The organism is Spirochaetia bacterium, assembly GCA_022482625.1.
GTDB lineage: Bacteria > Spirochaetota > Spirochaetia > Sphaerochaetales > Sphaerochaetaceae > Pleomorphochaeta.
In genome coordinates, this window is sequence record JAKVOU010000001.1 from 565357 (window position 1) to 579197 (window position 13841).

The window sequence follows — 13841 nt, forward strand, 5'->3', positions numbered from 1 at the left end:
TATCCAAGGTCAGCGTCTGCTGTCATTGTTTTCAAAAAAGAATCAGACAAGTTGCATCCCCAGGCATGTGTATTTCCCTCAAAAAGGAAAAGCTTCCTGTATAGGATAAATACAGGTAACCAGTCAACACAACAAGGACTGCGGGTTACAGTTGCTGTTTTCTTTACCTCTTGATTTCATTCTTCAACAGTTCCGTTCCATTTGCAAAGCAACAAGTTTACATATGCCACGTCGGTCAGTTTATACAGAAAAAAAGCCATTCATGTATCAAATCTGTAAGTTTTTTTGAAAAAACAAATACAAACCAAGCAAAAAAAATAGTTATATACAAATATTTTACTATAAAATTCTATAAAATAACTATTATAATTTATTAAAATTATATTATATATTGATTAATTTATACTTTTAACTAATGTTTATATAGTAAAAAAATATAAATATTATTTAGTAATACTACAGATATGCTAAGATATCATACTAAACAATGAACTAACAATAGAACAATTTTGAAAAAGCCGTCCATCGGCCAGGCACGATAGACGGCAATTGAAATGGAAAATAATATATCTGACTGAAGAGGATACTCGGCGCCAGAGACATCTTTCCAGACAAATATCAATAATAGGAAGTGGCGCCTTTTTAGGCTTTCCCGGCATCCAAGGCTATGCGCGCTGCACTATCATGATGCCGCTTCTCATATGAAGGTCTTCCGACCAGCCATATGGCCCATATAATCAAGGCCAGAGCAATTGCCGGCCCTATGCCAAACGAAGCACCAAAGAACAGCCAACTGCCGAGCTGGTAGCAAACGAATGCAAGCGCATAACCAAGAATCACTTGGTATAGGATTGCAAATGTACTCCACGCCTTGTTGCCCATTTCCCTGATGATCGTTGCTATTGCTACGATGCAAGGTGGATCAAAAAGATTTATGATCATAAATGAGAAGGCACCCATTGTGGTAAACATTCCAGCAATACCCTGCATAACAGCAGCATCTGAGGCATCAGCTGCAATCTTATTCAGGACGGCCAATGTACCGATTGCCTGTTCCTTTGCCATTTCTGCCGAGATGACAGCAACGGCACCTTTCCATGTACCAAAGCCTAATGGAGCAAACAGCCAGGCAAAAGCATGTCCGATTGCAGCAAGCATACTGCTTTCGATATCAACCATCTGGAATGTCCAACTGAACGTGGACAGCGCCCAAATGACTACACAAGCCGTAAAGATTATCGTACCGGCCTTGATGATGAACGCACGGGATCTTTCCCACATATGTATCAGCACTCCTTTCAATGCCGGCATATGGTATGCTGGAAGTTCCATGACGAATGGTGCCGGATCTCCGCTGAATGCCTTGGTCTTCTTCAAGGCAATACCGGAAAGGACTATGACAGCAATGCTCAAGAAATACATAGACGGAGCAATCCATACTGAATGCGGGAAGAAAACTGCCGTAATCATACCGATGATGACAGTCTTGGCAGAACAGGGAATGAATGTACACAGCATGATGGTCATGCGTCGGTCTTTCTCATTCTCAATCGTCCGGGCCGCCATGATGGCAGGAACTCCACAACCTGTACCGATAAGGATAGGAATGAACGATTTGCCAGAGAGTCCAAACCGTCTGAAAATCCTGTCCATGATGAATGCAATCCTTGCCATGTAGCCAGAATCTTCAAGGATTGCAAGGAAGAAGAAAATCAGCAGCATCTGCGGAACAAATCCAAGGACTGTACCGACACCTCCGATGATACCGTCCACCAAAAGGCTTTCAAGCCAAGAAGCAGCTCCTGCATTTTCCAGGAAAGTGGATACTCCATTGGTAATAATACCACCGAAAAGAGTATCATTGACCCAGTCAGTAAGGAATCCACCCAAGGTAGTAACGGAAATATAATATACGAACCACATGACAGCAGCGAAAATAGGAAGAGCCAGTATCCTGTTTGTCACTATACGGTCAATCTTGTCTGAAACCGAAAGATTACCTGCAGGTCGTTTCTTACGGATTGTCATTGAAACAATTTTTTGGATATAGGCATATCTCTGGTTGGTAATGATGCTTTCGGCATCGTCATCCATTTCTTTTTCACAATCGGTGATATGAGTCGACAGATGAGCCATAAGCTTCGGGTCCAAATGCAGGCTTTCAAGGACTTTTTCGTCTTTCTCAAATACCTTGATTGCATACCAACGGATATTCTTCTTATCTACAAAAGGAGAAATTGATTCTTCGATATGTGCGATTGCATGTTCGACGCTTCCAGTAAATACATGGGGCCTTTCCTTGATCTGGCGGGTCTTGGCAATTTCAATCGCCTTTTCAGCAGCCTTGAGGCTACCCTCGCCCTTCAATGCACTCATTTCGATAATTTCACAACCTAAGGTTTCTCCTAATTTTGCCAAATCTATCTTGTCTCCGTTCTTTCGGACAAGATCGACCATATTCAAGGCGATTACCATAGGAATTCCCAATTCAAGCAACTGGGTCGTCAGGTACAGGTTACGCTCGATGTTCGTCCCATCAATTATGTTGATGATTGCATCAGGCTTTTCATTGACCAGATACCTTCTCGTCACCACTTCTTCCAATGAATAGGGTGACAGGGAATAAATCCCGGGCAAATCCTGGATGATCACATCCTTATGATTCCTTAACCTGCCGTCTTTTTTCTCTACGGTTACACCCGGCCAGTTACCGATATACTGGGTGCTACCCGTCAAATCATTGAACAATGTAGTCTTGCCGCAATTAGGATTTCCGGCAAGTGCAATTTTAATTTCCATTCTACAGATTCCTCATTCCACTCCTCAGCGAGGGTACTTTTTCATAAAGTCGGTTCAAAACACTTCAATTTGCTGTGCATCATTTTGACGCAGGGACAACTCATATCCTCTGATCTGGATCTCGATAGGATCTCCAAGGGGAGCTACCTTCCTGATATATACATCAGTTCCCTTGATAATTCCCATATCCATGATCCTGCGCTTGGTTGCACCTTCTCCAAGAAGCTTTTTCACCTTGACCGTTTCCCCTACTCCAGCATCCTTCAATGTCTTTATCATAAACTTCTCCTATACCATGATTCGGTTTGCCATACTCTTGCCCAATGCAATCCTGCTGTCCTTTACCTGCAGTATCAGGTTACCGGACAACTCCGAAATCACCGTGACAGAACCATCTACGACAAAGCCCAATTCCGACAGATGTTGCCGTATTGCATCATTGCCCGTAATTTTATGAATCGTTACGGTTTCACCGGCCTTTGACATAGTCAATGGCATCATTTTTCCTCCTAAAGATTACTCGGAAATCTTCTTTGAACGGCATGCCAAGTTCACACTTCAGGTTTGTTAGACGTCTCTAACTTAAAGTGAGTTTAACGCCTCTAACTTTTCCTGTCAAGCCTATGAAAAAAATAATTCAAGAAAAAACCATGCCTTGTCGGTAACTTGCAATTTGCTTTTTACAGTTACCTATTGTATATTGAATCCAAGAAGTCGCTTTTAGAGCTAGAAAATTGGCTTCAGCAGGCACATGTCCCTTGAATGCACCAAACAAACGGAAAAATGTTATTTTTGTGTATAATTAATTGATATTTTGTCGGTATACAGAAACCAAAGGATCAAAAATGTCATTGAAGAAAACTACAGAAGACTACCTTGAAGCGATGTTGATGCTCAAGGAAGAACATGGATATATAAGATCCGTAGATGTTGCAGAAAAGCTGAGTGTCACGAAACCAAGCGTAACCTATGCCACAAAGCAGCTGAAAGAAAAAAAATATATAACAATGGATCCTAACGGATCAATCAGCCTGACTGCTTCAGGAATGGAAATTGCCTCAGGGACCTACCGTCGGCATAAGCTCCTTACCGAATTCATTGCCAGGCTTGGAGTCGACCGCAAGATTGCAGAGACGGACGCCTGCAAGATTGAACATGACCTCAGCAAGGAAACATTCGATGCCATCTGCAACCACGTCAAACAAGAAATAAAAGAAGAATAGAAATATAGGATTGGTTCTCTTTGGACCTTTGCCTTGATTTCAAGACAATGTCAGAAAGTCTCCTGTCCTGCATTCTGGTACTGACGGCTGCCAATTGAAAAGAAGCCGGTCAAAGATAGAAAGGCTTTGACCGGCAAATGAAAACATACCCCCTCCGCTTTACCGTGGAGATAAAGCGGAAAACAACAAATCAGGATTTATCAATATGGCAGGAATGGCAAGCAGAACACGCACTGCAACCGCTGCAGCAACCATCACAGGACTTACCGTTCTTTGCCCTCTTTACCACGCTGACAAGCGCTAGGATGATACACCCGAATACAATGGCTCCGATAACCCAGTTTATCATAGTTCCCTCCTGTCAATAAGAAACTCACAAGAAGCAATATTGTTTGTCTCTGCTAACTTGTACGCATAATCTAACACTTCCGCAAAAGAAAGTCAACACTGATAAAAATCCTCAGCAAGCCAAAAGCCAAGACTTCTTCCAGTTTTTCAGCCAAAGCTAACAACAGCAAAAAGAGCCCCCGAAAACTATCGGGGGCCAAAGGCAAGGATAAAAAATGGAATATTGGACAAGAATCTATGCATGGCCCCTTGCCCATCAATGATATGATGCTTATACAGTGAGCCAATACGTATTGCCTCGTCGGTTGGCAGTACTCATTTCACTAATCGCATCTAACTTGCAAATACCAAAATGTTAGCCATTGCTAATAATCATATCGGCTTTATACTATGGAAAAATTTCATGGCAGTCAAGTAGGCAATATAAAAAAACCAAGATTTTTCTCTGTAAGATTTCTTTGGTACTTCCGGTCTACAAATTCAAAAGGTCACCAATTCCTTTATCTTCCATAATCATTTCACAGAAATGAAGATAGAAGAAGTTTCAACGAGGAATAATCCTAGCGAAACGGGTATCCGGAACATAAGAGACCATTGTTCCAAGTACAAGATTCCTACAAGAGGAAGCAAAAGGGACATGGACGTAGATAGTCATGGATATGCTGATTTCCAATTCATACCGTATGTAACTTCCCAAAAATTGTTTGGAAACAATCCGTGCCCTGGGCTTGCCTACTTTTACTTTTCCTATAGCGATATACTCTGGTCTTAGCATCAAAGCAACAGGCTCTCCTTTCTTGAGCGACCGACAATCCTGTCTGTCAATTCTGAATGGAATATTTCCTGGCAGCAGGACCGTTATGATGTTTCCTTCTGCCTGCTGCACTGTCAGGTGAATAAGATTTGCCTGGCCTATAAAGTCCGCCACAAACATTGACTGCGGAAAGTTATAGATTTCCTCAGGGGTACCGATTTGTTTTATTCTTCCTCTGTCCATGACGATGATCCTGTCAGCAATAGAAAGCGCCTCCTGCTGGTCATGTGTCACATAAAGACATGCAATGCCAAATTTACGTTGTATTGTAAAAATCTGCGATCTCATTTGGATCCGGAGCTTAGCGTCAAGATTTGAAAGCGGCTCATCCATCAAAAGCAATTGAGGTTCCATCACGATTGCCCTGGCCAATGATACCCGCTGCTGTTCTCCCCCGCTAAGCTCTTCAGGATAAGCCAGGCCCTTATGTGTCAAATGAAACAATTCCAGACAATCCTTTACAGATTTTTCAATTTCTGCAACACTCTTCTTCTTGCACTTCAAGGGATATGCAATATTTTGCATTATGGTCATATGAGGCCATAAGGCATAATTCTGAAAAACAAAACCGATATTCCTATCATTCGGCACTATTGAAATATGCCGTTTGCTGGAAAACAAGACCCTACCATCCAAAATAATTTCACCTGTGACTGTCTTCCCTATTCCAGCAACTGCACGCAGGAGTGAAGTTTTTCCACAGCCGCTCGGCCCGAGGATAGCAATCAATTCCCGGTTCTTTATCTTGGCAGAAAACTTATCTACGGCAAGTTGTGTATCATACGTAACCGAAACATCGTCAATTTCCAAAGACATTCCTGGATCAGCTCCTTTTACCGATAAAAATTATCAAAAAACGCAACAACATGATGCAACCAATCAAGACGACAGCCAAAGTCGAAGTCATTTCCAATCCATAGGACTGGGACTGCATGCCAAACAGCAAGACCCCTACAGTCTGTTGACCGGCTGCATAGAGAAGCAACGATATGGGAATTTCCCGTAACGCTATGATGAAACAAAGGACAGATCCACTTCTTATTCCTTTTTCAAGCAATGGCCAGACAATATCCCTCATGCTTTTTCTTTGCGAAGCTCCTGCAAGTCGTGCTGCAGCAATCTTGTCCCAATCTATTTTTGCAACCAAGCCATTGATATTATTCAAGATAATAGGAGTAAAGAGTACCGCATAAGTCACTATTATCGCCCATGCAGAACCATACAATCTTATCGGTTTCCTGTTCCATGCTGTTATGGCAGCTACAGCAAGTACAAGATTAGGAATGGAAAGAGGAAAAGAAACAAGCCGGACCAAGTATTTTCTTCCAAAAGCATCAGCAGGCAAAAGGGAAATATGCAAAGCAATAAACGAAGCAATACCGATACCGGTTGCCCCATACAAGAAACTGTTGCGAAAAGCAACTTTAGCTTGTTGGTCAGAAAACAGCTCAATATAATTGGAAAATGTAAGGTATTCAGACTTAAACGGCAATCCCCATCGCTTGAGAAACGATGAAGCAACCATGCAGACCAAAGGAACTGCTATGAGGCAGACAAGGACGAACAAGACTACGGCCATTACAATGAAGCGCCAACGCCCCAAGGAAAAACAGACAGAAACATTTTGACTCGAATGGTGTACCTCAAAGCTTTTTCCAATAAGCCTTTTCCTTCCGAAACTACAAATTGCTGTTACCGTAATGACCAGCAGGAGTGACAAGCCTGCAGCCTCCCCAAGTTTCAAAGAAGAAAGCGATGCATATATCTGGGTTGAAAGAAATCGTTTGCCGACTGGAAGTCCCAACGCTGCAGGTACATCAAAATTGGCAATGATCCTTCCGAAAACCAAACTGCTTATCGAAACCAGCTGCGGAAGCAGCAAAGGAACAGTTACGTCTACAAGAGTATGCCATTTACCGGCACCTGAAAGCAAAGCTGCCTCTTCAAGACTCCTATCATAGTCAAGCAATGCATTGTACAATGCAAAATACGTAATCGGCAGCATATGGACAGACAATACCAACCCTACGGAAAATACCGAATATGGCATCATGGTCATCCCATAATGCCATCCCAGATGGTTCCACAATCTGTCGATATATCCATTCCGGCCAGCAAGCTGTATCCACGACAAGGCCAACACATAAGATGGTATGGCAAAAGCAATGAAAATAAAAATATGGACAAACCTTTTTCCTGGCATGTCCGTCCTTGCTACCAGCACGGCAAGGACAAGGGCAACAAATACGGTAAGGCAAGTCGAAATGATTGCCATGCTGATGGATGTAACCACAGCTTTCCATGTACGGGAATCTATAAGAAGGTTGATAATCGGCAATATCCTGCCATCAGAATTCAAACTTCCATTGAATGCACTGACAAACAGAGAAGCAAGCGGATATGCCACAAAAAGTCCTGCAGCTATCCATAGACCTACAAGTACAGGGGAATGTGTAGTTCTAGAAAAGTGCATTGAATTGAGTCTTTATTTCGTCCTGATGCTCAGACAGATACTTCCAGTCAACGCGATGCACCGAAAAATTGTCAGGAATTCCGGCAGGGAGAGAAAGATCTGAACGCACGCTGATGAATTCATACTTCAATGTTATTTCCTGAGCTTCCTTTGAGATCATAAAGTCTTCAAATGCACGGGCAAGCTGTTCTTTTTTCTGAGAACGTTCAGGATTGTTGCTGATTGCAATCGGTCTTTCTATTGCCAATGCACCCTCTGAAGGCCAAACAATGCCGATAGAGGAAGGATAACCACCTTTCCTGGCTTTTTTTTGAAGGCGTAAAGCTTCGTCATCAGGCGCTATACCCAGTAAGAATTCCTTTTCCATAATCTTGGAAGGAACTGCACTGTTTTTCTTTGCCAGATACAGGTGATTATTGACCAAAGACTTGTAGTAATCCCAATTCCTTCCTTTCATGTCATATAAAGTTGCTACCAACGCCAAGGCAGTAGAAGACTGCTCAGGATCTGCCTGCAGAACAGCATGATCATATTCTGGTTTTGTCAAATCCGCAAAAGAAGTCGGAACCTGGTCAGCAGGCATCAAGTCTGTGTTATATAAAATGACACCATACCGTTCATTGACCAAAGTATAATTGCCTTTTGTCCTGTATATGGGTTTCAGTTGTTCAATCCCTTGCGGAACATATGGATCCAAAGCTCCCGCTTCATCAAGGGCAATGTAAAGCAAAGGGTCAGATCCCCAGAACACATCCGCACGGATGCCACCTGTCTTGAATTCAGTCCAGACCCGTTGACGCAATGGGCCACACCCCAGTCCGACAATATCCAAGACATCACCCCTATCCTTTTCAAATGCCTGTTCCAGTTCCTGCAACATGGCAGAAGGGCCGGAAATATAAGCGGTTATTTTTTCATCAGGTTCATTGACTTCTTCAACTCCCTCAGCAAACAAAGCACTTCCAACCAGTACCATGGCAGAAAGAACTAACAGAAACTTCCATCCCGTATGTTTCATAACACCTCCACAAATTTAACTAATTAGTTATTGCTAACTTTGTAAGCTAAAGCTAACACTTTGTCAAGGGGAAATTCCCAAATCTACAAAATTAAAACCTGAAAATGGATAATCCAGAAATACTGGGAATCAATTTACAAAGGCATATATGGACTTCACACAACACTCTTTATGAATTAATTTCATGTTATGTGCATTACTTACTGTCGTAAAACAGTAGCAACATGTCCTGTAAATCCTCAGTTAAGGAAAAAAGAGCCCCCGAAAACTATCGGGGGCCAATGGTGGAGATTCTACGGAATGGAGCATTTGGACAAGAATCCGTGTATGGACTTCCCACCTGTCAACGAATGGCATATGATATCCGATCTTGCTGAGACCGAGTCAACTGGCATTCCTTTCACTTGTGCAGACTAGCTAAAGGAAATTTCATTGAATCAGCAAAATGTTAGCATATGCTAATAATCGTATCTTATCCAAAGGAGCCATTGCAGTCAAGTAGCAACAGAAAAAAACTCCAAATAAAACTGATATAACCATGACAAAGAAAATATAAACTCATTCAGTAAAAAGAGACATGTTGGCCCTTAGTAAAGTAAAAAAAGTACTTAAGTGCTTTAGAAAGCTTTAATTGTCTTGCAGAATGCAACATCAATGGCATAGTAAATTATATCGAATTATACTATAATTTATATTCATATGATGAAATAAGATAATATTTATTTGATAAAACAATATAAATTTTTTCTATTTTCATATAAAACCAATTTGAAATTTTCTTTTTACACTAATAAGAAATCTCATATAAAAGCAAATATTGTAGGCCTTTTGCTCCAAAGAAAGCCTTTCTCACACACGAGAATAAAACTAACATTAGTAAGAGTTAAACTTTCGTGCGCAGTACTACAACAGTGGCACTATTTCAATTGAAAGAGACATATTCTTCTCTCGCTCAATACTTCTTTTACATCCTTGGGCAATGTGTAGAAGATTATGGGAACCAGTAAACAAGGAAAAATAAGCTGATACCCTCTGACAGGGTTAATCCTTTACATTCCCTGGCATGTAAACTTGTGTACCGACAATTACTTTTCTGCATGGAAAAGCAACAGAATCATATGGTACACATCATAAAATACCAGCAAGTCATAGTATAATGCTACGGAAAGCTCCTTGTATTTCATGTGCAGGACCCCAAGCTCCTGCACTTCTTTTGAAATAATCAAATGGCCAAATAGGTAATCAGAAAGCCCGCACAGCCCGAACACAGTAACAATTATCCTTATCATGGCAACTGCGAGCGCCAAAAGTAAACTTTACAAAGTATGCACGATCAGAATCGCCCTCGGAAGAATAAGAACTCCAATAGTAATCCTTTTTGAATCCTCCTTCAGTGTATATTTGATCGTACATTTTGCGCAATTCATCCAGAGACGGCAGGAACCAATCGCTATACCCGTTCAGTATTTTGTCGTAACATACTTTTGCAGCATAATCGGTTCTACCCTCGTATGGTTCTGCAGTACCAAATTTCGCTACTATCGCCTCCGTGTTTGCCTTTCCGTCTCCGATTTCTCTATACGTCCCCGAGATTGATGTACCATAGCCTCCCCAGACATAATATCCTTCATCAGCAGGAGCTGCTTCAAGATATCGCCAGCCACAGACACTCGATTCCATATTATCTGCTCCATCAGGATCACTAAGCATATTGTCTGCATCGCAGTCATAGAAAATTATTCCTCCTGCAGGTCCAGTGTCTCCCACAGAATAAGTTTTTTTCCACGTATAGGTTGCACTTGCCACACTGCTGTCCGCCATGCCGCTCTTCACCGCCATCGCCCTTACTGTCACCGTGGCATCCAGTGTAATGGCTCCGTCATAGATGTTGCTCAGCGTGGTCGGCATACTGTCGTCCGTCGTACAGTAGATGGTCGCACCGTCGGTCCCACAGCTGACCGTCACGCTCTGGGTCCCCTCGAAGGTACCTCCCGTCGGGCTGATCACCGGCGTCGCCACCTGGCTGACCGTCACTGCCAGCACCGCAGTGGAGGAATCGGCAAATCCGTCCTTCACCGCTATGGCCCTCACCGTCACGCTCGCCGTCACCGTGACCGCCCCGACATATTGGTGGCTCGAGGTGCTCGGCGTGCTCCCGTCCGTCGTGTAGTAGATGGTTGCTCCACTGGTAGCACTGCTGATCGTTATGGCCTTCCCTCCCGGCGCACTCAGGCTGCCGTCTATCTCAGGCATCGCCGCCCTCAGCGTGTAGGTCCTGCTCGCCGCAGCAGAGTTCACCTTCCCGCTTTCCTCGTTGAATGCCGTAATGGTCGTCCCCGTACTTGCGATGCTGATGCCTGACAAGTAGGTCTGGTAGGTACCGCTTCCTGCCTTGTAGCGTATGGTATCGCCGGTCAGTGTCAGCGTAAATGTATTGCTGTAGGTTCCGGTGGTCTTGCTGAAGTCTGGTCCTGTGGCAACGCTGTAGGCCTGTGTCCCTGTGGCAGACCTGACCATCCCGTCCTTTTCTGCATAGGCCTCCACCTTGAGCTCCTTGCCCTGCGTCACCGGGATACTTGTCCCTGTCGTCCAGCTTCCATAGCTTGCACTGCCTACCGCATACCGGTAATGGATGGTTGCTCCGCTAGTCTTGCAGCTGATGGCAACATCTTGCGTATCTCCTGAACTCAGGCTGAAGGTCGGGGTCACTGCAGCAGAAACCGTAACAGCTTGGCTGGCTTCCTCTGAGTCCAGCAGGTCAGCCTTCACGGCAACTGCCTCTACCGTCTTGCTCTCTGTCAAGGTGAACGGAGCTGTATAGCTCTCTCTCGTACTGCTGGTGGCAGGGTCAGTCCCATCTGTCGTGTAGTAGATCGTCGCTTCTGCAGTATCGGTTGCCATGGTCACCTGCTTGCCGCCGGTAACATCACCTGTGCTTATCGTAGGCTGTGCTGCCTTGGAAAAGTCAGCGTCCTCGAAGCTGATCGTCCCGCTCGACTCCAGCCCCGTGAACACGTTCACCATGTCCATCCCTGAGAAAGTAATCTGGGTACCGGAGGGATTGGTAAACCTCACCCCTACCATGTAGTCGCCTGCAGCGGCAGTGCCGCTTACTGCCACACTGCTGCTACTTATCGTCCCGGCAACATAGTCTTCTCCTATGTCTGCCCCTACTCCTTTGAAGGATGCTCCTAGGTCTTCCGGCCAGCTTATCCCTATGCTATAGGTTCCGGTGTCACTTGTAAGGTAATGCAGGGTGAAGCTGATGGAGCTCGTCTTCCCTGAGTTGACTGCGACTCCGGTTGCATCGGCCTGTTCGGTGATCACCGTCCCGTCGCTGTTCATCCCTTCCACATGGAAGTCCCAGGTGCCTACGGGAATGCTGGAGACCGTATTCTTTTCACCGAGGATCAAGGTCTGCTTGGAGAGCGTCTTGCTGCTGTTCGTCTCTTCGCCCCAGAAGGACACCTGGGTGACCTTGGCACTGCTTCCGGGAGTTATCGACTTGGACGTACCTTCGTCTAAGCCAAACTGCAGTTCACCGTAGGGATCAGGGTCCTGACAACCTGAAAGTAATAGCAAGGTAAAAAATAAAATGAACAAAAGTCCATATAAATATATAGGAAATCTAAGTTTTTTGTTTACAGACATAGCAGACACCTTTTGCTCTACAAAGATTGTGGTTCTATGCGGATACAAGGATACCTTTTCTGAGTAGATTTTCATTTTGTCGGTTCTGATTATGTCATAGCTTTCATTATTTACAATAGACAACTAACGCAAACTGTAAGAAAAATGATTTTTTGTTCTGTGAATTTTAATTACAATATCCCAAAGTCTAATATTTTGGTGAAGAATTATAAGAATAATGAAATCTTTTTTGTCGAGAATAAAATTTTGTCAAAGAAATCATAAACATGTTGCGACAACTGGCGTCATAAGATAGCCATTCTCTGCAATCACTGGAAAAGGCTGAGAGCAAACTTGAAACCAGACAGAAACGGTCCCCTTTGAAAGGGACCGTTCGCTTACATCACTTGCTTGAACCGCTTGCCTTCTTACAATCAGTACAGTAAAAACCCGATCCATGGAAAAATACGGGTGCCGGTTCATACTTCTGATGCAAAGAATTCTTTGCCTTGCAATATGGGCAGTCAGTAGGAAGCGGATCCTTCATTGATTGCTCAACGGTAAACTGTTTTTTACATTTTGTGCATTGAAATTCGTAAACTGCCATATGTTATCATCCTATATCTTCACAGAAGACGCGACGGAGTCGGTCAACTGTGTAAATTGCTCTTCACTCAGCGGCATATCATGGAAAGATACCACAGAACCATCCTGGGCAAACATTTCACGTAATGCAGAGAAATCGAGTTTTTCTCCCTGTTTTCTCAACATAGCAACATAACCAGTCTTGAGAGCTTTCAACATGGTATCAGCATATTCCTGGCTCTTCATGTCAAACTCTCCCTCGACACTCTTCGCCCCTTCAGCAGAGGAATGTATGCAAAGCAATAGAAAATCCATTTTCTGGTACATCGGCTGGGTAATTCCCATGCCAAGGTCAAACATAGTCGTAGGTTCCATTGCCATCAGGCCAAGGTCTGAAGCATACAGCTTCAACACAGCTACATCATTATAGAAACTATAATCGGAAGACTCCATTTTCCGTTTCAAATCAGGAAAAGAAGTATCTGAAGCTCCGATCATGTTCGACCCAAGAAGTCCCACATCGAAGGAACCATCCCGATAGAAAGTGATACCTGAGTCTTTTTTCTTGGTAAAACGGCCCGAGACATTCATGGCAGAAGAAAACAACCATGAAGGGAAATCACCCTCCAAGACGGCATTGTACCGAGTATCCGCACTCTGTAGAGGAAAGACATCCCTGTCATCAGGAATAAGTTCAACGGTAATCTTCTTTGCCCGTGAAGCAATTTCCTTTCCTACAAGGGACCTTGCCAGCTCCGGCTGCTTGGGAACATCCATGATCAACATGATGTTCCCGGCACCAGCCAGTTTCTGCAAAGGTACTATACCGGATTCAGGTGAAACAAACAGGGAGGAGCGACAGCCGATGAGCATCAGCGAAACAAGAGCCGATCCAATGACATAACCGATCAGCTTTGATATCTTCATCGTCTATCCCTCCATCTCTTATCT

General features: G+C 43.7%; 11 protein-coding genes. 1 reads left to right on the forward strand and 10 read right to left on the reverse strand.

Annotated elements, in window-relative coordinates; all coding sequences use genetic code 11:
- Nucleotides 1-642 precede the first annotated feature (642 nt).
- From feoB to LKE40_02570, 3 genes are read right to left on the reverse strand one after another with little or no spacing between them, the layout of a single operon-like run.
- Nucleotides 643-2799 (reverse strand): ferrous iron transport protein B, encoded by a 2157-nt coding sequence (gene feoB / locus LKE40_02560; protein ID MCH3916361.1) that lies wholly within the window; start codon nt 2797-2799, stop codon nt 643-645.
- A 54-nt stretch (nt 2800-2853) separates the two neighbouring features.
- Nucleotides 2854-3075, reverse strand: a complete 222-nt coding sequence (locus tag LKE40_02565; protein ID MCH3916362.1) for a ferrous iron transport protein A — start codon at nt 3073-3075, stop codon at nt 2854-2856.
- A 12-nt stretch (nt 3076-3087) separates the two neighbouring features.
- Nucleotides 3088-3300 (reverse strand): ferrous iron transport protein A, encoded by a 213-nt coding sequence (locus tag LKE40_02570; GenBank protein MCH3916363.1) that lies wholly within the window; start codon nt 3298-3300, stop codon nt 3088-3090.
- Nucleotides 3301-3644: 344 nt separating this feature from the next.
- Between LKE40_02570 and LKE40_02575 the strand changes: the two genes are divergently transcribed.
- Nucleotides 3645-4022, forward strand: coding sequence for a metal-dependent transcriptional regulator (locus tag LKE40_02575; protein MCH3916364.1), 378 nt, complete (start codon nt 3645-3647; stop codon nt 4020-4022).
- Nucleotides 4023-4212: 190 nt separating this feature from the next.
- Here LKE40_02575 and LKE40_02580 read toward each other — a convergent pair whose 3' ends face one another.
- The 7 genes from LKE40_02580 to LKE40_02610 all read right to left on the reverse strand — a co-directional run bounded on the left by LKE40_02580 (nt 4213) and on the right by LKE40_02610 (nt 13817).
- On the reverse strand, nt 4213-4371 hold the full coding sequence (locus tag LKE40_02580) for a FeoB-associated Cys-rich membrane protein (GenBank protein ID MCH3916365.1): 159 nt from the start codon (nt 4369-4371) through the stop codon (nt 4213-4215).
- Between the two features lie 543 nt (nt 4372-4914).
- Nucleotides 4915-6000, reverse strand: a complete 1086-nt coding sequence (locus tag LKE40_02585) for an ABC transporter ATP-binding protein (protein ID MCH3916366.1) — start codon at nt 5998-6000, stop codon at nt 4915-4917.
- Nucleotides 6001-6007: 7 nt separating this feature from the next.
- Nucleotides 6008-7591, reverse strand: a complete 1584-nt coding sequence (locus tag LKE40_02590) for an iron ABC transporter permease (protein MCH3916367.1) — start codon at nt 7589-7591, stop codon at nt 6008-6010.
- Between the two features lie 52 nt (nt 7592-7643).
- Nucleotides 7644-8675 (reverse strand): extracellular solute-binding protein, encoded by a 1032-nt coding sequence (locus LKE40_02595; protein ID MCH3916368.1) that lies wholly within the window; start codon nt 8673-8675, stop codon nt 7644-7646.
- A 1242-nt stretch (nt 8676-9917) separates the two neighbouring features.
- Nucleotides 9918-12257 carry a chitobiase/beta-hexosaminidase C-terminal domain-containing protein gene (locus LKE40_02600; GenBank protein ID MCH3916369.1) on the reverse strand — a complete coding sequence of 780 codons (2340 nt, stop codon included), beginning with the start codon at nt 12255-12257 and terminating at the stop codon, nt 9918-9920.
- A 451-nt stretch (nt 12258-12708) separates the two neighbouring features.
- Nucleotides 12709-12912 carry a zinc ribbon domain-containing protein gene (locus tag LKE40_02605; protein MCH3916370.1) on the reverse strand — a complete coding sequence of 68 codons (204 nt, stop codon included), beginning with the start codon at nt 12910-12912 and terminating at the stop codon, nt 12709-12711.
- A gap of 11 nt (nt 12913-12923) precedes the next feature.
- Nucleotides 12924-13817, reverse strand: coding sequence for a hypothetical protein (locus LKE40_02610; protein ID MCH3916371.1), 894 nt, complete (start codon nt 13815-13817; stop codon nt 12924-12926).
- Between the last annotated feature and the right edge of the window lie 24 nt (nt 13818-13841).

What these genes read in the sequence shown, in the direction of transcription:
- LKE40_02575 (MCH3916364.1), top strand. Translation starts at nt 3,645, where the DNA reads ATGTCATTGAAGAAAACTACAGAAGACTACCTTGAAGCGATGTTGATG.
- LKE40_02580 (MCH3916365.1), bottom strand. Translation starts at nt 4,371, where the DNA reads ATGATAAACTGGGTTATCGGAGCCATTGTATTCGGGTGTATCATCCTA.
- LKE40_02570 (MCH3916363.1), bottom strand. Translation starts at nt 3,300, where the DNA reads ATGATGCCATTGACTATGTCAAAGGCCGGTGAAACCGTAACGATTCAT.
- LKE40_02605 (MCH3916370.1), bottom strand. Translation starts at nt 12,912, where the DNA reads ATGGCAGTTTACGAATTTCAATGCACAAAATGTAAAAAACAGTTTACC.
- feoB (MCH3916361.1), bottom strand. Translation starts at nt 2,799, where the DNA reads ATGGAAATTAAAATTGCACTTGCCGGAAATCCTAATTGCGGCAAGACT.
- LKE40_02585 (MCH3916366.1), bottom strand. Translation starts at nt 6,000, where the DNA reads ATGTCTTTGGAAATTGACGATGTTTCGGTTACGTATGATACACAACTT.
- LKE40_02595 (MCH3916368.1), bottom strand. Translation starts at nt 8,675, where the DNA reads ATGAAACATACGGGATGGAAGTTTCTGTTAGTTCTTTCTGCCATGGTA.
- LKE40_02610 (MCH3916371.1), bottom strand. Translation starts at nt 13,817, where the DNA reads ATGAAGATATCAAAGCTGATCGGTTATGTCATTGGATCGGCTCTTGTT.